This is a genomic window from Murinocardiopsis flavida (assembly GCF_003014485.1).
Taxonomy (GTDB): Bacteria; Actinomycetota; Actinomycetes; order Streptosporangiales; family Streptosporangiaceae; genus Murinocardiopsis; species Murinocardiopsis flavida.
In genome coordinates, this window is sequence record NZ_PYGA01000027.1 from 28571 (window position 1) to 53199 (window position 24629).

Below are 24629 nucleotides of genomic sequence, written 5' to 3' on the forward strand. Positions count from 1 at the left end.
CCCCGGGGCGCCCAGGTCACCAGGGCGCCGGCGGCCGTGGCCTCGGCCGTGCGGGCGTGCGGGCTGAGCAGGCTCTACGATTGGAGCGCGGCCGGCCCTCGGGGCCGGGGCGACCCACCGTGTCGAGGCCTAAGGAGCCGACCAGCACCATGTCCGAGCAGCGCATCGTCCGCCCGACCCCCATCAGCGGCTTCCCCGAGTGGACGCCCCAGATCCGGTCAACGGAGCAGCGCTGGCTCGACCATATCCGCGCCGGTTTCGAACGCTACGGGTTCGCGTCGGTCGAGACCCCGTCGGTGGAGTCGCTGGAGGCGCTGACCTCCAAGGGCGAGACCTCGCAGGAGGTGTACACCCTGCACCGCCTCCAGGCCGATCCCGCTGACGACACCGACGCCCGGCTGGGCCTGCACTTCGACCTGACCGTGCCGTTGGCCCGCTATGTCGCCCAGCACTTCAACGACCTGGTGTTCCCGTTCAAGCGGTACCAGATGCAGAGGGTGTGGCGCGGGGAGCGCCCGCAGGAGGGCCGCTTCCGCGAGTTCACCCAGTGCGACATCGACGTCATCAACATCGACCAGGTGCCGCTGCACTTCGACGCCGAGCTGCCGCGCATCGTGCACGAGGTCCTCACCGGGCTCGGCATCCCCGCGTGGACGATCAGCCTGAACAACCGCAAGGTGCTACAGGGCTTCTACGAGGGGCTCGGCATCGGCGACCCCGTCGCCGTCATCCGGGCCGTCGACAAGCTGCACAAGATCGGCGAGGACGGTGTCGCCGCGATCCTCACCGAGCGGGCGGGGCTCGCCGCCGAGCAGGTGAAGGGGTGCCTGGAGCTGGCGCGGATCAAGGGCGCCGACTCCTCGGTCGCCGACGAGATCGCCGGGCTCGGCGTCGGGTCGGCGCTGCTCGACGAAGGGCTCGCCGAGCTGCGCTACGTCCTCGACGAGCTCGCCGACCTGCCGGCCGGCAGTGTCGTCGCCGACATGTCGATCGCGCGCGGGCTCGACTACTACACCGGGACCGTCTACGAGGCGGCGTTCGACGACGACCCCGGGTTCGGCAGCATCTGCGCCGGGGGCCGCTACGAGGACCTCGCCGGGCAGTTCATTCGGCGGCGGCTGCCGGGGGTCGGCATCTCCATCGGGCTGACCCGCATCTTCGCCAAACTCGTCGCCGAGGGACGCGTCGCCGAGGGGCGCATGTGCCCCACCGACGTGCTGGTGGCGGTGCCGTCGGCGGAGCGCCGCGGCGAAGCCCTGGACACCGCCGCGCGGCTGCGCGAGCGCGGCTTCAACACGGAGGTGTACCACCAGGCCGCGAAGATCGGCAAGCAGGTGCAGTACGCGTCCCGCAAGGGCATCCCGTTCGTGTGGTTCCCCCCGTTCGAGGACGGCGGCCCGCACGAGGTCAAGGACCTCGCGAGCGGCGAGCAGGCCGAGGCCGACCCCGCCGTTTGGACCCGCTGACCCGTCGCGCCGGGCCGCCTGTCCGGCGGTCCGGCGCGGGCGGCCGACCGCGCCCTTTCGCATACCGACACCACCGCTGTCCAGCCATGCCCGGAACCGGCCAAACGGCGGACAACCGGCACGGATGAGTGAAATAATCCGGCTCAAGGCTCACGTCCGAATCCGGGAATCGGCGCGACCGCATGGTCGCCGCGGCCGCCCAGTGAACGAGATCATGACCCTCCCTCGCCATAACCTTCCCAAGCGCGCGAGCCACTTCATCGGCCGCGAGCGCGACGTCACCGACCTCCGCCAGCTGTTCGACAGCACGCGCATGATCACCCTCACCGGGGCCGGCGGCATCGGCAAGACCCGCCTTGCCGTCCGGGTCGCCGAGACCATGCTGGCGGGCTTCGACCGGGTGCGGTTCGCCGACCTCAGCGAGGCCGTGGGGCCCGACGCCGCGGTGCGCGCGGTCGCCGACACCCTGCGGGTCGTCGACGACCGCGGTGTGCACGAGGCGATCATCGCGATGCTGCGCCCGCAGCGCTTCCTCCTCATCCTCGACACCTGCGAGCCCTCGGTCGGCCCGCTCGCGGACCTGTGCACACGGCTGCTGGAGAACTGTCCCGACCTGCGAATCCTCGCCACCAGCCGCGAGCCGCTGCGCATCCCCGGCGAGACCATCTGGCGGGTGCCGCCACTCTCGGTCCCGGCCCGCACCTCCGGCCCGCAGTTGTCGCTGCTGCGCCCGCCCGAGCCTGATGTCGCCGTGGTGCCCGGCACGTCGCTGCGCCCCCAGGAGGCGCTGCGCTACGAGGCCGTGCGGCTCTTCGTCGTCCGCGCCGGCAGCGCGCGCCCGGGCTTCGAGGTCACCCGCGACAACCTCGGCCAGGTGATCGAGCTGTGCCGGATGCTCGACGGTGTGCCGCTCGCGATCGAGCTCGCGGCGGCCCGCGTGCGGGTGCTGTCGGTCCGCCAGATCCTGGCCCGGCTCGACGACCAGTTCCGCCTGCTCGTCGGTACCGCCCGCGACCTCCCGGCCCGCCAGCGCACCATCCGGGCGACCGTCGAGTGGAGCCACGACCTCCTCAGCGACGACGAGCAGACCCTGCTCCGGCGGCTGTCGGTGTTCGCCACCTGGTCCATGCGCATCGCCGAGGAGGTCTGCGCCTTCGACACCATCAGCCGCGAGCAGATCCTCGACCTGCACGCGTCGCTGCTCGACAAGTCGCTGGTCACCGCCGGGCCCGAGGTCGGCGGGCGGGCCCACTACCACCTGCTCGACACCGTGCGCGGCTACGCCGCCGAGCGGCTCACCGCCGCCGGCGAGGAGGCGCTCGTCCGCGACCGCCACCTCGACTTCGCGGTGGCGGCCCTGGAGGACTCCGCGCGCCTCGCCGTCAGCGATCTCTCGTGGCCCGAGCGGCTCGCCGCGCTGCGCCGAACCGACCACCACCGCGAGAACACCCGCAGGCTCCTCGCCTGGGCGCGCGGCCACCGGCCGGTCGACGGGCTGCGCTTCTGCGTGGCGCTGCGGTCCTACTGGGCGGTCCGCGACGCGACCGGCGAAGTGGTGGCGCACATCGGCGGCCTCCTCGAGGAAACGGCGAACGAGGCGCCGTCAGCCATCAGGGCCCGCGCGCTCGCCCTGTACGCGGAGCTCACCCTCGACGGCGAGAGCGTCGGCACCGCCGCCTCGGCCGCCGATGCCGCGCTGAAGGAGGCGCGCAACTGCGCCGACCCCGGCGCCCTGACCACCGCGTACTGCGCCATGGCGCAGGTGGGCCTGTACACCGGCGACCCCGACACCGCGCACCGCTGGGCGACCGAGACCCTCGACCTCGCCCGCGACAACGACGACCTCGTGGCGGAGATCGTCGCCCTGAACGTCCTCGGGTCGCTGCTGCTCGGCCGCGACCGCGCCGCGGCGCGCGCGCTGTTCGAGCAGAGCCTCGCCGTCTCCGAGAGCATCAACGAGGGCTGGAGCATCGCGCGCGGCCTCACCGTCCTCGGCGTCATCGACCTGCCCGACGGCGACCCCGAGGTTGCGGCACGCGCCCTCACCACGGCGCTGCGGCTGTTCGACGACATCGGCTCGGCCCGCGACTCCGCCCGCTGCTGCGCCGCGCTCGGCAGGCTCGCCATCCGCACGGGCGACCACGCCGAGGCGCGGTCCCGGCTCGTCGAGGCCATGCGCCTCAGCATCGCCTCGGGGCGCCGTCTCTCCATCGCCCGCGCGGTGGCCGCGCTCGCCGAGCTCGCGGTCGCCGAGGACCAGCCCGTGCGCGCGGCCGCCCTCGCGGGGGCCGCCGATTCGCTGCGGACCGAGGCGCATCCCCCGGGGCGCGCCTCCGGGCGCATCCGCGCCTTCGCCGAGGAGCGGTTGGGGGCCGACACCGCGCAGTCCGCGTGGCACTCCTGGCGTTCGCTGTCGGTCGAGCGCATCGTCAACGAGGCCGTCGAGTTCCCCACCGTGCTCCCTTCGGTGCCGCTGACCCCGCGCGAGACCGAGATCGCGCAGCTCGTCGGGGCGGGGCTCAGCAACCGCGACATCGCCGAGCGGCTCACCATCACCTCGGCCACCGCGGCGCGGCACATCGCCAACATCTTCGGCAAGCTCGGCGTCACCTCCCGCGACCGGTTGGCGGAGTGGGCGCGGGCGAACCGCCGGTGAACGGTGTCGGCCGCGGCGTCCGGTCACGGCCGATTCCGGCGTTCCACTTGCGCGGCCCCCGTATGCGATTAAGACTGCTTAGGCAGGCTCCCCCGTGTGTCCAGCAGATCGGCGCATCCGCCGGCGGTAGCCCGGCTACCGGGGCGGATGCGGCGCACCTCCGGTCGTTTTCCGTGAAAGGCCATGGCAGTAGCTCACATCTCCGCCGCGCGGCATTCGCTGCCGCTGGAACCCAATGGTTTCGTCGGGCGCTCCGCCGCGCTGGCGACCGTCGGCCGGCTCCTGACGGAGAACCGCGTCGTGACCCTCTGCGGCTCGGGCGGCATCGGCAAGACCCGGCTGGCGCTGCGCGTCGCGGCGCTCACGGCCGCCGACCGCCCCGATGAGGTGCGCCTGGTCGAACTCGCCGCCGCATCGGGCCGCGACCACATCGTCTCCCGGATCGCCATCGCCGCCGGTGTCACCGAGGAGACCGTCCGCCCCCTCCAGGAGACCCTGTTCAACGCGTTGAGCGGGCGCCGCCTGCTCCTGGTGCTCGACACCTGCGAACACGTCGCCGACGACGTCGCGGAGCTCGGCCGCGCGCTGGTCGAGTCCTGCCCGCAGCTCACGCTGCTGCTCACGAGCCGCGAGCCGGTGCGCATCCCCGGTGAGGCCCTGTACTGGGTGGCCCCGCTCTCGCTGCCGCCCGCCTCCGGTGCGAACGCGACCGACTCCGAGGCGGTGCGGCTGTTCCTGAACCGCGCCCGCGCCTCGTCCCCCGGGTTCACCGCGGCGCCCGACGCACTGGCGTGCATCGCGGAGATCTGCCGCCGCCTCGACGGCCTGCCCCTGGGGATCGAGCTGGCCGCGGCACGGGTGCGCCTGCTGTCCCTCCCGGAGATCGCCGAGCGGCTCGACGACCGGTTCCGGTTCCTCACCGTCGGCGATCGCAGCGCGCCGGCCCGCCAGCGCAACCTGCGGGCGGTGATCGACTGGAGCCACGCCCTGCTCACCCCGAGCGAGCGCGTGCTGCTGCGGCGGCTCTCGGTGTTCGCCAACTGGGAGGTGGAGCAGGCCGAACGGGTCTGCGCCGATGCCCTGCTGCCGGAGGACGGCATCCTCGACCTGCTGTCCTCGCTGGTCGAGCGGTCCCTGGTCGTGGTCGCCGGCGAGTTCAGGGGCCGGGTCCGCTACCGCATGCTCGACACCATCCGCGACTACGCCGCCGACCGCCTGGCCGAGTCCGGCGAGGCCGACCCCGTCCGCGACCGCCTCGGCGCGCAGATGGTGCGCTGCGCGGAGTCCCTCGGCCGCAACGCGATCCTGAGCCGGCCCATCCCCTGGGCCGAGCGCTTCGACTCCTGGCACCGGGTCGAGGCCGAGTACGACAACTTCCGCGCGGCGCTGCACCGCGCCGCCGCCCGGGGCGACACCGAGACCGGGCTGCGGCTCTGCGTGGGCCTGCGCGCCTTCTGGATCGTGCGCGGGTACTTCGCCGAAGGCGCCGAGTGGACCGACCGCTTCCTGGCCATGGGCGGCGCCGCTCCGGCCCTGCGCGGGCGCGCCATGGTCCGCCGGGCCGAGCTCACCTGGGAGCAGAAGGACCACCGGCACACCTCGCGCATCGGCGACGAAGGGCTGGTGCTGTGCCGGGACGCAGGCGACCACGATTCGGTGTGCCTGGCGCTGAACATCCTGGCGACGATCGACATGCGGCAGGGACGCCTGCTGCGGGCCACGGCGCGCCTCTCCGAGATGCTGCGGCTGGCACGGCGCAACGGCGACATCTGGAACGAGGGCATCGCGCGCGGCACACTGGGCACGCTCGCCGCCCGCCAGGGCGGCTTCCAGCAGGCCACCTTCCACTGCGAGGAGGCGCTGCGCCTGCTGCGCGGCATCGACCACCGCTGGGGTGTCGCACGGACCCTGATCGGCCACGGCGTGGTCGCCGAGAACCTGGGCGACCTCGACCGCGCCGACCGCTGCTTCCGCGAGGCGATGGAGATCCAGCGCGAGGTCGGCGGCCTCCCCGAGCTGGCGCGCTGCCTGGCCGGGCTGGGCCGGGTCGCCGCGCGCCGCGGAGAGGCCGCCGACGCCTACGCCTACTTCCGCGAGAGCCTGGTGCTCTGCCACGGCATCGGGCAGCGTCTCGGCGTGGCCCGCGGCCTGGAGGGCATAGCGCGCATCGCCGCCGGGGACGGGCTCGCCGCCGACGCGGGGGTGCTCGCGGGCGCGGCCGCCACGCTGCGCGAGCGGCTCGGGATCACCGCGGCCCCCCGCAGGCCCGAAGGAGTGGGGGTGCGCGCGTGGAACGAGGGGCGGGCGCTCGCCGCCGACAGCGCTGTCGCCCGCGCCGTGGAGGTCTGCTCGGGTCCGCGGTCGCAGCGGCGCGACCAGGCCGTCGCCGACGCCCCCGCCCTGACCCGGCGCGAGGCCGAGATCGCGCACCTGATCGGCACCGGCATGAGCAACCGGGCCATCGCCGCCGAGCTGTTCATCTCGCCGGTCACCGTGGCGCGGCACGTCGCCAACATCCACACGAAGCTGGGCTTCAACTCGCGCGAGCAGATCGCCGAGTGGGTCGTCGGCGACGCGGTCCCCACCTGACCGCCGCCGGGGCACGGCGGCCCTGCCGCCGCCCGCCGCAGAGGGCGCGGTGAGCTGGGCGGACGGCCGCCCAGAGCGGCCCCTACATACTGGCCGACGGCGAACCTACATATGCAAGTGCATTCGAGGATGCATGTGCATATACACACGGCGCGCTAGTGTCGGCAGTGATGGGACCCGCCGGGGCCGCACGCATCCCGCACCGCACCCCGGTTCCGGCCCATTGGTCCGGGATCCCGCTGTCCCGGGGCACCGTGGAGCCGATGGCGCGTTACGCGACACCGTCGGCGCCCTCGCGGCCGACCGCGAGGCGCCGAGGCGTCCGGCACGCCGTCCTCCGCGAACTCGCTGGGCGATCGCGGTCGCCGGTGTCCTCCACGAGGGCACCGCAACCGCCGCGGCGCACCGGGCTCGCCACGTGGAGGGGGCGTGACGAGCCCGGGCCAGCGGTCAGCCGACCGGACTATCGAACCTGGGGGACGCATGACGGCCCGGCCCGCCACCCGCTTCTCTCCCACCGAGCAGCCTTCGCCGTCGCAACGGGGCGCGGCACCCGTGGGATCCATCGTCGGCGGCCTGCCCGACCGCCTCCGCCGCCTCGGATTCCGGTCCGGTGTCACCGATGCCGACGGCACCGCCACCGACTCCCAGGAGTTCGCGGCGACCGCCCGCCGCGCCGCGAAGGGCCTCGCCCGCCGCGGCATGCGGCCCGATGACGTGGTGGGGGTCCTCGCCCCCGTCGGCACCGAGCGGCTCACCGCCTGCTACGCGACGATGGGCGCCGGCGGCCGGGCGCTGCCGCTGGAACTGGCGTCCGACCTGGAGACCCTGATCGACGTCCTGGCGGCGACCGACGCCAGGATCATCCTCGCCACCGCGCCGCTCGCGCTGATCGCACTGGAGCTCGCCGAGCGTTCGCGGGTCCGCCAGGTCATCAGCTTCGGCACCGTGCCCGAGACCACCCCGTTCGACGAGCTGCTGCAACGCGCCGACGACGGCTACGACCCCTCGCACGGCCTCTTCAGCAACGGGATCGTGAGCTACCGGAGCGCCGCCGACGGTGTGCACACCACCCTGCACGGGCACATCGAGCTGCTCGACCGGTTCCGCCGGTTCGACGCCGATCTCGCGCTGACGCCGAGCGACACCGTCCTCCTCGAACCCGGCGCGCCCGAGTCGGTGCGCGCAGTTCTCGCCGCTGTGGCGCTGTGGAACGGGTCCTCGCTGGTCAGCACCGACGGTGTCGAGGAGGCCGCCGTGCGCGAGGTCGCCGCCGAGGTCGGGGCGACCGTCCGCTGCGACGCCACGCCGATGCGGGTGTCGCCCGACCCCTGACTCCCCGGGTCGGCCCCGGAGCGCCGTCGATCGCCGCCCAGAGCGGCCCGACCCCGTCCGACGCTTCGGGGTCCTGGTGGTCAGGGCTCCCCTGCCGGCTAGGGCTCCGGGGCGGGGGGTGTGGCGATCTCGAACCAGCAGACGTGGGTGGCGTCGGTCCAGTACTCGCCGCTGCGTGTCGAGCAGCTCTCGATGATGAGCTTGCCCCGGCCGTATTCGTCGCTGTCGTCGCGCAGCCGTTCGCCGGCGATGCTGTCGCCCTTGTCGCCCTGGTCGGCGACCGCGACCCGCACGCATTCGGAGTCGACGCGGATGAACAGGGTCATGACCCCGCCGTCCTGGCCCGAGCGCGAGTGCAGGAGGGCGTTGGTGGCGAGTTCGCTGGCGGCGAGTTCGGCGTCGTCGAGCAGGTCGTCGCGGAACTTCCAGCGCTCCAGGAACTCGCGGACGCGGGCCCGGATGGAGCGGACCGCGGTGAGGTTGCCGACGCAGCTCCACACCGTGTGGTCGGTCGCGGCCCCGGCGAACTCGCTGCGGTCGAGGGCCGGCGCGTCGACGGGGCCGACAGCGGCGTACTCGCGTAGGCGCTGCGAATCGGTCATCCCCGTATCACTCCCATCGGCGCCGTGCGGGTGCCCGCCGGACTTCGGTACCCGCCGGGGCTCACCCTAGACAACGCTGCCTCAAGAACAGCACAACACACCAGCGACGGTCAGATCACGGTTACCCGCCAAAAGCCGGCCATGTGTCCCTTCGGGATAGCACAAAGAGACGTCAAAACCGGAACCGCCCGCTTGCAGGGCCCGCGTGACCTGCACCGCTGCGATTTCCGCCCCGAGATCGCCGCGACACGCGGTCATCCCCTCTTCCGCAACACCACCACGGGCGACACGGATTCCCGGTGAAATACCTGACACCCACCGATCGATGGAATGATAATCGTTACCAATCATTCGGTGACGGCGCGCACCCGGGCCGTCACGCTCCATCGGAAAGGCTGTGCAATGAAGATCGCCTTCGTAGGCAAGGGCGGCAGCGGCAAGACCACCCTCTCGGCCCTGTTCACCCGGCACCTCGCAGCGGCAGGGCTGCCCGTCGTCGCGATCGACGCCGACATCAACCAGAACCTCGGCCAGGCACTGGGCGTGCCCGCCGAGCGCCTCGCCGCGATCCCGCCGCTCGGATCGCACCTCGACACCATCAAGGAGCTGCTGCGGGGCGACAACCCGCGGATCGGCTCCGCGGCCGAGATGGTCAAGACGACGCCGCCCGGGCGGGGCTCCCACCTGCTCGACGCCTCCCGCGACAACGACTGGCACCGGCGCTTCGGCCGGCCCGCAGCCGGGGCCACCCTGATGCTGACCGGGCCCTTCTCAGAGGACGACCTGGGGGTGGCCTGCTACCACTCCAAGGTCGGCGCGGTGGAGCTCTACCTCAACCACCTGGTCGACGGCCCCGGCGAGTACGTGGTGGTCGACATGACGGCGGGCGCCGACTCCTTCGCGTCCGGCATGTTCACCCGCTTCGACGTGACCTTCCTCGTCGCGGAGCCGACGACGCGCGGGGTCGGCGTCTACCGGCAGTACGCCGAGTACGCGCGGGAGTACGGCGTCACGATCAAGGTCATCGGCAACAAGGTGGAGGACGCGGCCGACGAGGAGTTCCTGCGCGAGCACGTCGGCGACGCGCTCGCCGTCTGCCTGCGGCGGTCGCCGTTCGTGCGGGCCATGGAGAAGGGCCGCCACCCCGACCTGGCCGAATTGGAAGAGCACAACGTCAAGGCGCTGGCGTGGATGCGCGACGCCGTGGACGCCGCACCCAAGGACTGGGCCCGCTTCACCCGCCAGACAGTGGACTTCCACCGGCGCAATGCCGCCGCCTGGGCGGCCAAGGCAACAGGGGCCGACCTGGAGGCCCAGATCGATCCGGGCTTCGAGATGGGCCCGGCCGCTCTCGCGGAGTCACGCCGCGCGCGCTGAGCGCACCACCGAGGCCGATTCCGTCATAAGAACACTTACTTCCACATAACGGACGAAACGGGCGTCAAACAACAAGTTTTCACCAAGCAATCGCATCGATCTGGTTACAACAATGGCCGCCAGGACACCGTTCTGGCGGCCTTGACGTGCACCGACACCCGTCGCGACGCAATGCGTCCAGACCGTTGCGAACCGTCCGCGTTTGCGCAGGTTAACCGGGATTATTTCACCCCATGTAATCGGTCCGACGGTTCCAAGAACACCCCCCGGCCTGCACGCTACGTGATCGTGCCAGCTCAGCTTGACTCTCTCCGGTCAGCTGACAAACATCGAAAGATATCGAACGATCCGGTGCGCGCTGCTCGGCAGCGCCGCCGGTGAAGAGTCTGCTCCTGCCGTCTCCTGATTGGCTTCCGTGCGTGCGCGGTTCCCGGGTACCCCCGTGCCCGCGCAACGCAGTCCGAACGCCTGAGTCTGAACGAGGTATGTCGTGTCGTCGCGAGGAATCCCGGGCCCGGTCCCGCACAGTCCGGGCCGCACTCCCCCCACAAGACGCGAGCTGCTCCGCTACGGCGCGGTCGGGGCCGTTGTCGCCCCGGCCCTCGCGGCCTGCGGATCCACCGCCGACCCCGATGCATTCGCCGGCAAGAAGGACTACGCCGACCCCCGGCGCGGCGGCCGGCTGCGCGTCGGCATCGCCGGCGGCTCGGCGAAGGACAGCATCGACGCCCACCTCGCCACCGACAACACCGACATCGCCAGGGTCTACAACCTCTACGACCGGCTCACCGACTTCAGCCTCGACTACAAGGTCGTGAACAGCCTCGCCGAGTCGCTGGAGCCCAACGCCAAGGCCGATGTGTGGACGGTCACCCTGCGCAAGGGCCTCACCTTCCACGGCGGCGCACCGGTGACCGCCGAGGACGTCGTCTTCTCGCTGGCGCGCATCACCGACCCCGACGACCCCAAGACCGGTGCGGCCGCGATGCCGCTGCTGGACCGGGACAAGCTCAAGGCGGTGGACGACCGGACGGCGGAGATCAGGTTCTCCGAGCCGATGGTGCACCTGCCCGAGGTCCTGGCCGAGTACTACAACGGCATCGTCCCCAAGGGCTACGACCCCAAGAAGCCCATCGGCACCGGCCCGTTCCGCTTCAAGGAGTTCGAGCCGGGTGTGCGCAGCCTGTTCGTGCGCAACGGCGATCACTGGCGCGACGGCGAGCCCTTCGTGGACGAACTGGAGATCATCAACTTCCCCGACGACACCGCGCGCGTCAACGCGCTGCTGGGCGGCCAGGTCGACGCCATCAGCCAGCTCCCGCACAGCCAGGTCAAGGTGGTCCACGCCTACGACCACCTCGACGTCCTGGAGTCGGAGAGCGGCATGTGGCTGCCGTTCACCATGCGGGTCGACAGGGCCCCGTTCGACGACGAGCGCGTGCGGCAGGCGTTCCGGCTCATCGTGGACCGCCAGCAGATGGTCGACCAGGCGCTCTCCGGGTACGGCACCGTCGCCAACGACATCTACGGCCGCTACGACCCCGCCTACGCCGACGACCTCCCGCAACGCGAGCAGGACATCGCGAAGGCGAAGGAGCTGCTCGCCGACGCGGGCCACGGCGACGGGCTGGAGGTCGAGCTCGTCACCGCCGAGATCAACGCCGGTGTGGTCGAGGCGGCCGAGGTCTTCGCCGAACAGGCCAAGGAGGCCGGGGTCACGGTCAAGCTGAACCGCGTCAACGACTTCTTCGCCGAGGGCCAGTACCTGGAGTACACGTTCTCCCAGGACTTCTGGGCCGCGCGGAACTACCTCTCCCAGGCGGCGCAGTGCGCGTTCGAGAACTCCCCGTTCAACGAGACCCACTGGGCCGACGAGGAGTGGACGGAGATCGTGACCAAGGCCAGCGCCACGGTCGACGACAAGGAGCGCAACAAGCTCCTGCGCCAGGCCCAGGAGATCGAGTACGAGCGCGGCGGGTACATCATCTGGGGCAACCCGACGGTGGTCGACGCCTTCAGCAAGAAGGTCAAGGGGTTCAAGCCCTTCGTGGGCGGGCACCCGCTCACGGCCTACGGATTCCGGCAGGTGTGGTTCGAGGACGAATGACCGCGCGCCCCGCACCGTCCCTCACCCGGAAGACAGGTTCCTCATGATCCGGCTCATCATCAACCGGCTGTTCTTCGGTCTGGTGACACTGTTCGCGGTGTCGCTGATCGTCTTCCTCGCCACCCAGGCGCTGCCCGGCGACGCAGCGAGCGCCATCCTCGGCCGCGACGCCACCCCCGAGCGGCTGACGGCGCTGCGCGAGCAGCTCAACCTCGGCGACCCGGTCGCCGTGCAGTACGGCAAGTGGCTGCTCGCCGCCCTCACCCTCGACTTCGGCACGTCGTTCGCCTCGGGCTACCCCGTCGCCGAGTACCTCGCGCCCCGGCTGTCCAACTCGCTGTGGCTCATGGCCTTCGCCGCGATCATCGGCACCCCGCTGGCGCTCGCGCTGGGGTCGTTCAGCGCCATGCGCCGCGACCGCGGCGTCGACCACGCCACCTCGATGGTCACCCTGGTCCTCGCGTCCCTGCCGGAGTTCGTCGTCGGGATCGTGCTGATCCTGATCTTCTCCACCGGCTGGCTGAGCCTGTTCCCGCCGATCTTCGCCGGCGGCTCCGGCGCGGTGTGGCAGTACCCCGGCCAGCTCGTCCTGCCGGTGCTGACCCTGGTGATCGCCGTGTCGCCGCCGATCATCCGGATGATGCGCGCCTCGATGATCGAGGTGCTGGAAAGCGAGTACGTCCAGCAGGCCCGGTTGAAGGGGCTGCCGGAGAAGACCGTCATCCGGCGGCACGCCGCGCCCAACGCCATCGGCCCGGTCGCCCAGGTGATCGCGCTGCAACTCGCCTGGCTGGCGGGCGGCGTGGTCGCCATCGAATACCTGTTCCGCTTCCCCGGCATCGGCCTGGCGCTGATGGACGCGATCGACGCGCGCGACATCCCGCTGATCCAAGCGGTCGTGCTGCTCATCGCCGGTGTCTACATCGTCGTCAACCTGCTGGCCGACATCGTGGGCCTGGCCGCGAACCCGAAGGTGAGGGTGTCCGCCAAATGAGCGCCGCTCCCGTGAAGTCCGAGTCCGCCGCGACCGGCCCCGCCGAGCCCGCCGCGAAGCCGCGGCGCGCCGGCCTGTTCCGCACCGCCTGGGGCTTCGGCCGCACCAAGGTCGGCGTGGTCCTCACCGCCGCCATCGTGCTGATCGCCCTGTTCGGCCCCTACATCAGCCCGCACACCGACACCGCCCTGGTCGCCGAGCCCTACGTCACCAGCGCCGACGGCTCCCCGTTCGGCACCGACTACCTGGGCCGCGACGTCTTCAGCCGGTTCCTCTACGGCGGCCAGATCCTGCTGCTCCTCGCCGCCTCCGCCGCGTTGTTCGGCACGCTCGCGGGCACCGTGCTCGGGATCGTCGCCGGGTACCGGCGCGGCTGGCTCGACGAGCTCATCATGCGGACCAACGACATCCTCCTGGCGTTCCCGCAGCTCATCGCCGCACTGCTGATCATGTCGATCATCGGCCCGCAGGCGTGGCTGATCGTCGTCATCATCGGCGTCACGCACATGCCGCGGGTGGCGCGGGTCATCCGCGAGGCGACGCTGCGCATCGTCGAACAGGACTTCGTGAAGTCGGCCGAGGCCATCGGCGTGCCCCGGTGGAAGATCATGGTCCGCGAGATCCTGCCAAACGTCACCAGCCCGCTGCTGGTCGAGCTGGGGCTCCGGCTCACCTACTCCATCGGGATCGTCGCCGTCCTCGGCTTCCTGGGGATGGGCCTGCAACCGCCGGACGCCGACTGGGGCCTGATGATCAACGAGAACCGGCTCGCCATCACGGTCCAGCCGTGGGCCGTCGCGCTGCCCGTTGCCGCCGTCGCGGTGCTGACCATCGGCGCGAACCTCATCACCGACGGCTTGTCCCGTGCCTCGATCGGCATTGACAGAGGGGTGGAGAAGTAGATGAGTACGAGCACAACGGACGACCATCGCAGCGACGAGGCCGCTGCCCTCGACATCGACGGCGTGACCGTCATCGGGCGCCCGTCCGACGTCGAGATCATCTCCGGCATCTCGCTGAGCGTCCCGCGCGGCCGCATCCTCGGCCTGGTCGGCGAATCGGGGTCGGGCAAGACCACGCTCGGGTTGGCCCTGCTGGCGCACTGCAAGCGGGCCACCGAGATCACCGCCGGCTCCATCCGCATCGGAACGACCGACCTGCTCGCCGGCACGGCCGCGGAGGTCCGCGCGCTGCGCGGCCGCGGGGTCGCCTACATCCCGCAGTCGCCGGCGTCGGCGCTGAACCCCGCGCTGCGGCTGCGCACACAGCTGCGCGAGGCGCTGTTCGAGTCCGACGACGCCGCGGCCCGCGTCCGCGAGGTGCTGCGCGAGGTCGCGCTGCCCGACGACGACGCGTTCCTCGACCGCTACCCGCACCAGCTCTCCGGCGGGCAGCAGCAGCGGGTCGCCATCGCCATGGCGTTCATCGGCCGCCCCGACCTGATCGTGCTCGACGAGCCCACCACCGGGCTCGACGTCACCACCCAGGCCCACGTGCTGGCGACCATCCGGTCGATGACCCGCACCTACGGCACCGCCGGCGTCTACATCAGCCACGACATGGCCGTGGTCGCCGACCTCGCCGACGAGATCGCGGTGATGTACCAGGGCGAGGTGGTGGAGCGTGGCCCCGGGTCGCGGCTCCTCAGCGCACCGGAGCACCCCTACACCATGCAGCTCCTGCGTGCGGTGCCGCTGCTGAAGACCGACGGCGGGGACCACCCCGCCGACGAGGCGAAGACCCCCGTCCTCACCGTGCGGGGCCTCGAAGCGGGGTACGGCCGCACGAACGTGCTGAAGGACATCGACATCGAGGTGGCGCCCGGCGACTGCGTCGCGCTCCTCGGCGAGTCGGGGTCCGGCAAGACGACCCTGTCGCGCTCGATCGTGGGGCTGCACCACCAGTTCGGCGGCGAGGTGGTCTTCGACGGGGCGCAGCTGGCGCCCAGCAGCTACCGGCGCACGGCCGAGCAGCGGCGGCGGGTGCAGTACATCTTCCAGAACCCCTACGAGGCGCTGAACCCCCGCAAACGGGTCCGCGACCTCATCTTGCAGCCCTACGCGCACCTGACCGGCGGGAAGGTCGCCGACCCCGACTCCGTCGTCGCCACGGCGCTGGAGCGGGCGGCGCTGCCCGCCGCCTACGGGGAGCGGTTCCCCGAGCAGCTCTCCGGCGGCGAGCGCCAGCGCGTGTGCATCGCCCGCGCCATCGCCACAAAACCCGACCTGCTGATCTGCGACGAGATCACCTCGGCACTGGACGTGTCGGTGCAGGCCGAGATCGTGGAGCTGCTGCGCAACCTCCAGAACGACGGCATGGCGCTGCTGTTCGTCACGCACAACATCGCCCTGGTCTCCAACATCGCCCAGTACGTCGCGATCCTGAACAGCGGGCGGATCGTGGAGTACGGGCCCGTGGGCACGGTGCTGTCGGACCCGCAGCACGAGTACACCCGCGCGTTGATCGCCGACACCCCCGACTTCGAGCTGACCTTCGCCGACTCCCCCATGCACAAGAGCATCCGCGCGGCGGAGAAGGAGCACACCGCGGTGGAGGGCGGCACCAAGCGTCCAGAATGACGGCGGGCGGGGGTCAGGGCGGCCCCTGACCGTCGAGCGCGCTGCGCAGCGGCGGGCGGAGTTCGTCGAGCTGCGCGTCGAACAGCTCCGCGTCGAACTCCGCCGCCGAGGCGTGCTCGGCGAGCACCGGGTGGAACCCGCCGGTGAACGCGTCGGTGAACATCGCGTAGTTCGGGGTCACCGGCCGGGGCCGGGCGGCCTCGATCGCGTCGCGCAGCCGCGGGACGTACCGGGTGTCGCCGCGGTCGCCGTCGTACTTGTCCTCGATGTCGCTCCGGCCGCCCGCTGAGCCGGGCACCCCGGGGCAGGCGCCCTCGACCGAGCCGCTGTAGCCGCCGGCGCGGGTGGGGGCGTACCCGCCGCAGTGGAACAGCCTGCGCTGGTGTTCGGGCCGGGTGAGGAACTCGATGAGGTCCCGCGCCTTCCGCTGCCGCGGGGAGCCCTCCGCGATGGCGAGGCTCTGCCCGCCCAGCACCGACATCCCGTCGGGCAGCGCCATGACACCGAACTCGATGTCGGCGCCGGGGCGCCCGGACCCGGCGTGCGCCGCGACCCCCTCGGGGTCGCGGGTGCGGTCCTCCTCGGCGGTCGCCGACAGCAGCTGGTCGTACTGCACCGGCCAGTTGCGCATGGCGAGCACGTCGCCGTCGACGAAGGACTGCCGCGCCGCCGTCTCCTGCGCGGTCAGGGAGTTCGCGGGCAGGGTGCCGTCGTTCAGGCCCTCGGCGATGCGGCGCAGGCCGCGGCGCACGGGTTCGGCACCCAGGCCGACCCCGCCGTCGCCGTCCACCAGCCCGCCGGACCGGGCGCCCGCCGCGGCGGACTCGCCCCAGGCGAACTCCATGGCGTTGACGGTCAGGCCCTCGTACCGGGCGAACTGGCCGGCGTAGGCGTGGTCGACCTCGTCGCCGTGCTCCCGTGCGGTGTCGCGCAGCGTCTCGTAGACCTCGGGCCAGTCCTTGCCCTCGAGGTCGGCGCGGTCGACGAGGTCGCTGCGGAAGTACAGCAGCCCGACGTCCGCGACGAACGGCACCGCCCACTGCTCACCGTTGTACTCGACGGCTTCGATGGTGGAGTCGAGGAACCCTTCTCCCGCGCTGCCGCCGCCCGCCTTGCTCAGCGGGGTGATCCGCTCGGCGCGCGCGAACTCGGCGATCCACTGGTTGTCCAGGTTGATGACGTCGTAGGCCGCCGCGCCGCCCTGCGTGGACCGCACCATCTCCGCGTGCTGCATGTCGGCGCCCGCGGAGACCTCGACCAGCTCGGCGGGGTACTCCTCGTTCTCGGCGTTCCACGCCTCGATCAGCTCCTGGTACAGCACGGGCGCCTTGCTGGCATCGTTGCCGGTGAGCACCCGCAGGGTGCCGGGCGGGTCGTCAACGGGCGTGGTCAGCGCCCACCCGGTCAGGACGACGAGCGCGATGGTGCTGAGGACCGCCAGGGTGCCCGCGAGGTAGAAGTTGCGGACCGGGCTGTGGTCGTCCGCGTGCGCGCGGGAGGGCTCCGGGCGCGGCGCGCCGGCGGCCGCCCCCGGCTCGGCGGTGCCGCCCGCGGCATCGGCGCCGTCCGTGTTCGGGCCGGGATCGTCGTCACTCATCGCCGCCGCCTTTCCCGCGCGTCATCGAGCAGTGCGCGCGCGGCGGAACCGGGCGCCCCCGCGTCCACCGGAACGCACTCGACGCCGCCCGCGCCGCGTACGATCGCCTCGATCTGCGGCACCTCGCATGGCGCCCCCGAGTTCCACAGGTCCCTGCCGCCGACGGCGAGGATCCGCACGGCGACGCCGTCGGCGGCGGCGAGGTCGCGCTCCAGCGCCGACTGGCGCATCGCCCCACGGGACAGGGACCCGACCCCGTCGGTGATGACGACCAGAACGGGCTCGGGGCCGTCCCCGCCGCCGGCGCCCGGCCCCGCCTCGGCGAGGGATCGGACACCGCTGCTGATGACCTCCCGCAGCGGAGTGGCCTCGTAGCGGGGCTTCAGCGCGCTCGTGCCGAACGCCGCCCGGATCCGCGCCGCGCCCTCGGCGGAGAGCGGCGCGACGGGGTCGACGCCGGTGTCGTCGCGTTCGGGCCCGGCGGGGAACGTCCACAGCCCGATGCGGTCGCGGCGGTTGACCTCCGCGGCCGAGGTGAACGCGCCGACCTCGGCCAGGGCCGCCTCGTACTTGTCGCGCTCCATCCCCATCGACGTCGACCGGTCCAGCGCGAGCAGCACCTCGGACTCCCCCGACGACGCCCCGTAGGCGAGCCGGGTCTGCATGAGCTGCTCGGCGAAGTCGCCGACGCGTTCGACGGAACCCCCGCCCCCGCCGTCGCCGGTGAGGAACGAGCGGAACGCGGCCAGCTCACCGGCCTCCGCTCCGGCGGCGCCGCGGTCGATCTCGACGAACGGGTAGGTCAGGACCGACGCGCCCTCGACGCCGAACTCCTGGAGCTCACGGAGGCGGCCGCGGTTCCGCGCGCATTCGGGCGGCACGTCGGAGGCCGTCGGCAGGCTGCGCAGCGCCCGGCGCGTGGTGAGCACCGCGATCTCGCCGTCCTTCGCGCGGCCGGTCGCCGCAGCCCGGCACAGCAGGTCGCGCTCCGAACCGGCCTGGACGAAGTCGCCGCCCAACTCGGCCTCGATATCGGCGGCGACGGCCCGCGGCGGCTCCGCCTGCCCGCCCTGCCGGATCAGGCCGTCGTCGAGGTAGAGCTCCAGCATGTGCAGCAGCGCCGCGCCGGAGAGTTCGGGGTTCGCGCGCACCACCGGGACCTCGGCGGGGCTCGCGACGTCGCGGAGCAGGTCGAACGGGTGGCGGTCGTCCGCGTGGTCGCTCTTGCGCATCGCGCGCGCCTGACCGGGCGGCACCGCGAGCACGAGTTCGTCCTCGTCGGTGGACCCGCCCAGGCGCAGCGCCGTGGGCTCGGCACCGTCGGCGCGCGTGTCCCGTTCGGCGGCGTTCTGCGCGATCCACCAGTCGGCGCCGGTGTCGGGCACCCAGATGTGCGGGAGGGCGCCGTGCCTGATGGCCCAGTCGCGCACGGCGCGGGCGCCGCCCGCCCCGATGCCGCGGCGGAGGTCCTGCTGCGGCGTGTCGACGGAGAACACGGTGACGTGGACCTGGCGGCAGCCGTCGGCGCCCGTGCGCGCCTGCGCGAAGCCGCGGGCCCTGCGCTCCAGGGTCGGCTCGTTGTCGGGCGTGGTGAGGGCGATGAGATCGGCCGGCGGGGCGCAGTCGCCGAAGGGCCGGTTCAGCGCCACCACGCTGCCGCTGAGGAGCAGGGACAGGGTGACGAAGACGACGGCGCCGCTCACGAAGACCCGCCCCCGACGGCTTCCCTTCAGGCGTTCGGCCTCGCGGGCGACACCGCGCTTCGAGGGGTCCGCGTCGATCTTGAACAGTGCGCGGACGGCCTGCGGCGCGTTGCCGTGCCGGACGGTCACGTACACCGCGCCGAGGGAGACGACCCAGATCCCGCCGACGGCCGCGATGAGCAGCACCGGGAAGTAGTCGCGGAGGAGGTGCCTGATCTGTGGGCCCGGCCAGACCGACTGCGCGATGACGCCGGTCTCGGTGAACGCCCAGACCGCCACCAGCACCAGCAGGTTCACGAGCATGGTGTGCAGCAGGGTGGTGAAGGAGAGCCAGCGCAGGAAGGAGGACCATCGCGACCCCCGGGCACCTTCGCCTGGGTCGGGGGGTCCCTCGGTGCCTGCGTCCGGGGTCATCGTCTGGTTGTCGCCACCTGTCCTCGGTGACCGGTGAAAACCCCACCGGCCCTGCCGGGCGACCAGTCACCAGAGTCCTGCCAGGCAGCACAAGAAGAGATCTACTCGCCCCAAAAGTACCCGAATCGACGCCTCAAAAGCCGTCCGAGCCCCACCCGCCCCGTGGCCGGATCCGGCTGAGTCACCGGCACCTCCCCCTCAACCCAAGGGGGTTTTGAAACCCCCACCCCAGGGCTTGTACCTCATCCCCAGTGGGTGTCTCCGGGAGTCGCGGTGGAGGGGCGCGCCGGTGTCTGGACTGAGGAGCGAGGTGCGACCGAGGAACGAGGGAGCGCCACGCGACGAGGGAAGACACCGGCCTGAAGCGCCCCGCAACCGCGACGACCAAGCAAGCACAGGAGTCGCGATGGGGGCGCGCCGGTGTCTGGACTGAGGAGCGGGGTGCGACCGAGGAACGAGGGAGCGCCACGCGACGAGGGAAGACACCGGCCCGAAGCGCCCCGGAACCGCGACGACCCAGCAAGCACAGGAGTCGCGATGGGGGCGCGCCGGTGTCTGGACTGAGGAGCGGGGTGCGACCGAGGTACGAGGGAGCGCCACGCGACGAGGGAAGGCATCGGCCTGAAGCGCCCCGGAACCGCGACGACCCGGCAAACAGGTAAGCACGGTTATCCTGGAAGGTAAATCTTCCGCCGCATGGCAGCTATCAGACGAGTTCTTGGGGAGGACGGTCCTGTGGCCAAGCCGGAAACAGCGGATCCCGCCGACGGCTCGGCTCCCCGTGTCTGGTGGCAGCGGCTGAACGCCGCGAATTCGGGGAAGGTCGCGCTGCCTGAGGCGGAGCCGCTGGTGCGTGAGCATCTTCGCTGGCACCGCAGTGCCGATGCCGCGTTGCTGCGCCGCGCTTATGCGGTGGCGCATCATCTGCACGACGGTCAGATGCGCAAGTCGGGCGAGCCGTACATCACGCATCCGCTCGCGGTCGCCATGATCCTCGCCGAGGTCGGTATGGACACCGCCACGCTGGTGGCGGCCCTGCTGCACGACACCGTCGAGGACACGCCGTTCGGTATCGGGCATCTCGCCGCCGATTTCGGCGAGGAGGTCGCCGTGATGGTCGACGGCGTCACGAAGCTCGACAAGTCCATGTACGGCGACGCCGCCGCGGGTGAGACGTTCCGCAAGATGGTGCTCGCCGCCGCGGCGGACCTCCGGGTGCTGCTGATCAAGCTCGCCGACCGCATCCACAACATGCGCACGCTGCGCTTCCAGCCGCCGCACAAGCGGCGCAAGATCGCGCAGAGCACCCGCGATCAGCTCATCCCGTTCGCCGAGCGCCTCGGCGTCTACCATTTCATGCGCGAGCTCGAAGACCTGTGTTTCGAGTATCTGGAGACCGAGGCGTACGAGCGGACGCTCGCCGCGCGCGACGCCGCCCGCCGCCTCGATTACGCGGAGCTGAACGAGACGGTCGAGGAGCTGCGTTCGGTCCTCGCGGGATTCCGGGTCAAGGCCGATGTGGTGGTCCGCGAACGGCACCTGTACTCCATCCACACCTCGCGGCACGGCGACATGGCGGGACTCGACCCGTTCACCATTTCGCGTATCTCGGTGGTGGTGCGGCGGGCCGAGCGCGACTGCTACATCGCGCTGGGCGCCATCCATGGCAGGTGGCGGCCCATCCCGGCGCGTTTCAAGGACTTCATCGCGGTCCCCAAGTACAACCTGTACCGCGCGCTGCACACGGTCGTCATCAAGCCGGGCGGCCGGATGTTCGACATCCTCATCCGCAGCGCCGAGCAGTTCCGCGTCTCGGAGTACGGGCTCATCGCCCACGTCGCCGACGCCACGTCCAAGGACGGCCGCCGCGCCGTCACGCACCGCCCCGATCTCGAATGGTTGCAGCGGCTGCTGGCCTGGCAGGGGCAGGCCGACGCCGAGGACCTCCTCGCCGGTGTGCGCAGTGATCTCGCCCCCGACGGCATGGTCACGTTCACCCGCGAGGGTGTGCTGGTGTCACTCCCGAAGGGGTCGACACCGCTCGACTTCGCCTACAACCTCGATCCCGACTGCGGCGACAACTACATGGGCGCCATGGTCGACGGCAAGCTGGTCTCGGCGACCAGCCCGCTGCGCGACGGCTCCATCGTGGAGATCCTGACCGGCTCCAGCAGCGGCCCCGACGAGGAGTGGCTGAACGTCGTCAAGACCGGGCCCGCGCGGGTGGGGATCTCCCGGCAGTTGTCGCGGCGGCGGTTCGAGAAGTCGGCGGCGCGCGGCCGCCATCTGCTCGCCGACGACCTGCGGCGGCTCGGCGTCGACCTCACCGAGATCGAGGCGAGCGGCACCGCGACCTCGGTGGCGCGCAAGCTGGGCTACGCCGAACTCGACTCGCTGTACGCCGCCGCCGATTCGGAGGATGTCGGCGTCGCCGAGATCGTCGAGGCCATGACCCGCCGCGCCGCGCGCTGAGCACGCGTCAGAACAGCACCGACATGTAGGTGTCGACCTCACTGAACCCGCACCGGGCGTAGGTGGTCCGTGCCGCGGTGTTGTAGTCGTTGACGTACAGGGTGACCCTGGGCGCCACCTCGTCCTGGGCCCGGCGCACCACGGCGGCCATGCCGGGCACCGACAGCCCGCGCCCGCGCAGGTCGGGGGGCACCCACACGCCTTGGATCTGGCAGGCGTCGGAGGTCACGGCGCCGATCTCCGCCTTGAACACCACCCGGCCGTCCTCGATCCGGGCGAACGCGCGGCCGGTGCGGATGAGTTCGGCGACCCTGGCCCGGTACAGCGCCCCGCCGTCGCCGGCGTCGGGCGGCACCCCGACCTCCTCGGTGAACATGGCGACGCAGGCGGGCAGCAGGATGCCGAGTTCGCTGAGGCGCACGCGGCGCACCAGGGGGTCGGAGGCCGGTACCGGCCCGGTCGCCTCCAGTACGGGCTGGCGCGCCCTGACCGCGCGGGCGGGCCCCCAGTACGGTTCGAGCCGCTCCCACAGGTCGCGCACCGCCGGGACGGGGCCCACGATGGACGAGCACCGCCGCCCCTGCCACCGCGCGTGGTCGGCGAAGTGCTTGATGGCGGCCGGCCCGGCGCCGACGGGGACCAGGTTCGCCCCCGCGTAGCACAGGGCGGTGAGCCTGCCGTTCTCGATGAAGCCCCAGAGTTCCGCGCCGAGGCGGCCCGGCTCGATGCCCGCTGCGCGCAGCCGCGAACTCACGAAGACGTTGCCGACGGGGTCGGAGTCGAGCAGGGTGTGGGCGGCAGCGAGGTCGCGGCCGCCCAATACGCGCACCGAAGCGGTTCGCAGCACCCGCATCACCTCGCCCCTCGGCCACCGCGGTGGTCGGCGTGCTCGCCCCGCTGACCGTACCCGTCATGGTATCCAGCTCTCGGCGCATCCGACCGTGTACCTCGCATAGGGCGCCTAACGGTCGATCAGCCCCCTTTGCGGCCCCAACCGGGCGCGGCGCACGGCCGTGGTCACCGGGTCGCGTGCGGGCCGTGCCGGTGCCGCAGCGGTTCCCGCTGCGGTTCCGCCGGTTCGGGGTCGGGCTGCGGCGCCGCGGCGCAGGTGCGGTCGGCGCCGTCGGCGCCGCCACCCGGCGCGGGCAGCGTCCCGTCGCGGAGGTAGGCCGCCACCGCGCCGTCCACGCAGGCGTTCCCGTTCAGGGCGACGCCGTGGTCCACCCCGCCGTCCTCGACGATCAGCCGGGACCCGGTGAACCGGTCGCGCATCGCGTAGGCGCCGCCGACGGGTGTCGGGCCGTCATCGGTGGCCTGGACGAGCAGCGCGCCGCCGGCGGGCTGCCCGCCGACCTCGAACCAGGGCCGGGAGTCGCCCGCCCAGGCCATGCACGGCGCGTTGTACCAGGTGTTGCTCCAGGACTGGAAGGGCGCTTCGGCGTGCGACTGCTCCGCGTCGCGCCGCCAGGTGGGCCAGTCGTGCGGCCATTGCGCGTCGGTGCACTGCGTGGCGAGGTAGGCGCCGTGCCCGGGGTCGCTGTCGGCGTTCTCCCCGAAGCGCTTGTGGGCGGCCTTCAGCGCAGCGGGGTCGTCGCGGACGGCGTAGTCGGCCAGCGCCCGGGCGAGGACCGGCCACGTGTCGCTCGCGTAGGCGGCGAGGATGTAGGTGCTCTCGTACTCCACCGGCCCCAGTGCGTCGTCGACGGGCGCCTCGGCGAGGCGTTCGCGCACGCTGTAGTAGTGCTTCTCGACCTCGCCCGCCGAGCCGCCCAGCGCGTAGGTGGCGTCGTTCCGGGCGGCCCAGCCGAAGAAGTTCTGGGCGGCGGCCTCCAGCGAGCGGTTCTGCGCCAGGTTGCTCTCGTACCACGGGCGGCGCGGGTCGACGATGCTGTCGAGGACGAGGCGGCGGATCCGGTCGGGGTACTGCGTGGCGTACGCGGCGCCCAGGTAGGTGCCGTAGGAGTAGCCGAGGTAGTCGATGCGCTCGGCGCCGAGCGCGGTGCGGATCGACTCCATGTCGCTGACGCTGTCGAGGGTGCCCATGTGGTCGAGCAGCGGCCCGTTGCGCTCGGCGCAGGTGTCGGCGTAGGACGTCGCCCGCGACACCAGCACCGCCGCTTCTGCGGTGCTGTGCGGGATGCCGTCGGGGCGGACCGGGGTGTAGTAGCCGGGGTCGCAGTGGATGGCGGGGGTGCTCGCCCCGGTTCCGCGGGGGTCGAAGCCGACGACGTCGAACCGGTCGCGCAGGTCGGCGGGCAGGCCGTCGGCCGTCGCCGCGGCCCAGTCGCGTCCAGGGCTGCCGGGCCCGCCCGGGTTGACGAGGAGCGTTCCCTCGCGTTTCACGCGCGCGGGGACGCGGGACAGTGCGAGTGTCACCGCGGGCGTGTCGGCGCGTTCGCGCCCGCCGGCGCCGGTGTCCATCGGCACGGTCAGTTCGGCGCACTCCGGTTTCGCGTCACCGCGGGGCTTGAGGTCCGCGCACGCGCCCCAGTCGATCCCGCCCGCTGCGGCGGCGGCCGGCACGGGTGTGCCGCCCGCCAGCACCGCACCCATCGTGACCGCCGCGATCCCCGCGCATAGCCGCTTCACCCGTGCCCGCCTTCACGTTGATGGCCCCTCACGTTCTAACGATAACCAAGAGTGATCATCCCGTGGCACTACGGGACACGAAGAGGGCCGTCCGCGCGCGCCCGGAAGGAGGCGCGCGCAGACGGCCCGGGGAGGGGGGAACCCTGGGA

At 72.2% G+C, this 24629-nt stretch carries 15 protein-coding genes; 10 read left to right on the plus strand and 5 right to left on the minus strand.

Annotated elements, in window-relative coordinates; all coding sequences use genetic code 11:
* Window positions 1–149: 149 nt before the first annotated feature.
* The 4 genes from hisS (at window position 150) to CLV63_RS28045 (ending at window position 8046) form a co-directional block, all read left to right on the plus strand.
* Window positions 150–1466 carry a histidine--tRNA ligase gene (hisS, locus tag CLV63_RS28030; RefSeq protein ID WP_106586248.1) on the plus strand — a complete coding sequence of 439 codons (1317 nt, stop codon included), beginning with the start codon at window positions 150–152 and terminating at the stop codon, window positions 1464–1466.
* 214 nt (window positions 1467–1680) lie between these two features.
* The gene (locus CLV63_RS28035) at window positions 1681–4122 is read left to right on the plus strand and encodes an ATP-binding protein (RefSeq protein ID WP_106586294.1); all 2442 of its coding nucleotides are present in this window, start codon (window positions 1681–1683) and stop codon (window positions 4120–4122) included.
* Window positions 4123–4305: 183 nt separating this feature from the next.
* The gene (locus tag CLV63_RS28040; RefSeq protein ID WP_106586249.1) at window positions 4306–6711 is read left to right on the plus strand and encodes a helix-turn-helix transcriptional regulator; all 2406 of its coding nucleotides are present in this window, start codon (window positions 4306–4308) and stop codon (window positions 6709–6711) included.
* A 555-nt stretch (window positions 6712–7266) separates the two neighbouring features.
* Complete coding sequence (locus CLV63_RS28045; RefSeq protein WP_245929121.1) at window positions 7267–8046, plus strand: AMP-binding protein; 780 nt, start codon at window positions 7267–7269, stop codon at window positions 8044–8046.
* Window positions 8047–8144: 98 nt separating this feature from the next.
* On the opposite strand, the gene CLV63_RS28050 is transcribed toward CLV63_RS28045, so the two are convergent.
* Window positions 8145–8648 (minus strand): ATP-binding protein, encoded by a 504-nt coding sequence (locus CLV63_RS28050; RefSeq protein ID WP_106586251.1) that lies wholly within the window; start codon window positions 8646–8648, stop codon window positions 8145–8147.
* Between the two features lie 402 nt (window positions 8649–9050).
* Here CLV63_RS28050 and CLV63_RS28055 point away from each other — a divergent pair, with 402 nt between their 5' ends.
* The 5 genes from CLV63_RS28055 (at window position 9051) to CLV63_RS28075 (ending at window position 15705) form a co-directional block, all read left to right on the plus strand.
* Window positions 9051–10025 (plus strand): ATP-binding protein, encoded by a 975-nt coding sequence (locus tag CLV63_RS28055; RefSeq protein ID WP_106586252.1) that lies wholly within the window; start codon window positions 9051–9053, stop codon window positions 10023–10025.
* Window positions 10026–10515: 490 nt separating this feature from the next.
* Window positions 10516–12132: an ABC transporter substrate-binding protein gene (locus tag CLV63_RS28060; protein ID WP_245929123.1), complete on the plus strand. Its 1617-nt coding sequence runs from the start codon at window positions 10516–10518 to the stop codon at window positions 12130–12132.
* Window positions 12133–12175: 43 nt separating this feature from the next.
* Window positions 12176–13126 (plus strand): ABC transporter permease, encoded by a 951-nt coding sequence (locus CLV63_RS28065; protein ID WP_106586253.1) that lies wholly within the window; start codon window positions 12176–12178, stop codon window positions 13124–13126.
* On the plus strand, window positions 13123–14028 hold the full coding sequence (locus CLV63_RS28070; protein WP_106586254.1) for an ABC transporter permease: 906 nt from the start codon (window positions 13123–13125) through the stop codon (window positions 14026–14028). Before CLV63_RS28065 ends, CLV63_RS28070 begins: the two co-directional genes overlap by 4 nt.
* A complete protein-coding gene (locus tag CLV63_RS28075) occupies window positions 14029–15705 on the plus strand; it encodes an ABC transporter ATP-binding protein (protein WP_106586255.1) in 1677 nt (558 codons plus the stop codon). It abuts the gene before it with no gap.
* Between the two features lie 13 nt (window positions 15706–15718).
* Here the strand turns inward: CLV63_RS28075 and CLV63_RS28080 are convergent, their stop codons facing one another.
* On the minus strand, window positions 15719–17302 hold the full coding sequence (locus CLV63_RS28080) for an extracellular solute-binding protein (RefSeq protein ID WP_106586256.1): 1584 nt from the start codon (window positions 17300–17302) through the stop codon (window positions 15719–15721).
* Window positions 17299–19419 (minus strand): vWA domain-containing protein, encoded by a 2121-nt coding sequence (locus CLV63_RS28085; RefSeq protein ID WP_106586257.1) that lies wholly within the window; start codon window positions 19417–19419, stop codon window positions 17299–17301. The genes CLV63_RS28080 and CLV63_RS28085 overlap by 4 nt, the downstream gene beginning before the upstream one ends.
* Before the next feature lie 735 nt (window positions 19420–20154).
* Between CLV63_RS28085 and CLV63_RS28090 the strand changes: the two genes are divergently transcribed.
* Window positions 20155–21891, plus strand: a complete 1737-nt coding sequence (locus tag CLV63_RS28090; protein WP_170134354.1) for a RelA/SpoT family protein — start codon at window positions 20155–20157, stop codon at window positions 21889–21891.
* Between the two features lie 7 nt (window positions 21892–21898).
* On the opposite strand, the gene CLV63_RS28095 is transcribed toward CLV63_RS28090, so the two are convergent.
* On the minus strand, window positions 21899–22738 hold the full coding sequence (locus CLV63_RS28095; RefSeq protein ID WP_106586296.1) for a GNAT family N-acetyltransferase: 840 nt from the start codon (window positions 22736–22738) through the stop codon (window positions 21899–21901).
* Between the two features lie 170 nt (window positions 22739–22908).
* Entirely contained in the window at window positions 22909–24480 is a 1572-nt protein-coding gene (locus CLV63_RS28100) for an alpha/beta hydrolase (RefSeq protein ID WP_245929124.1), read from the minus strand.
* Window positions 24481–24629 lie beyond the last annotated feature (149 nt).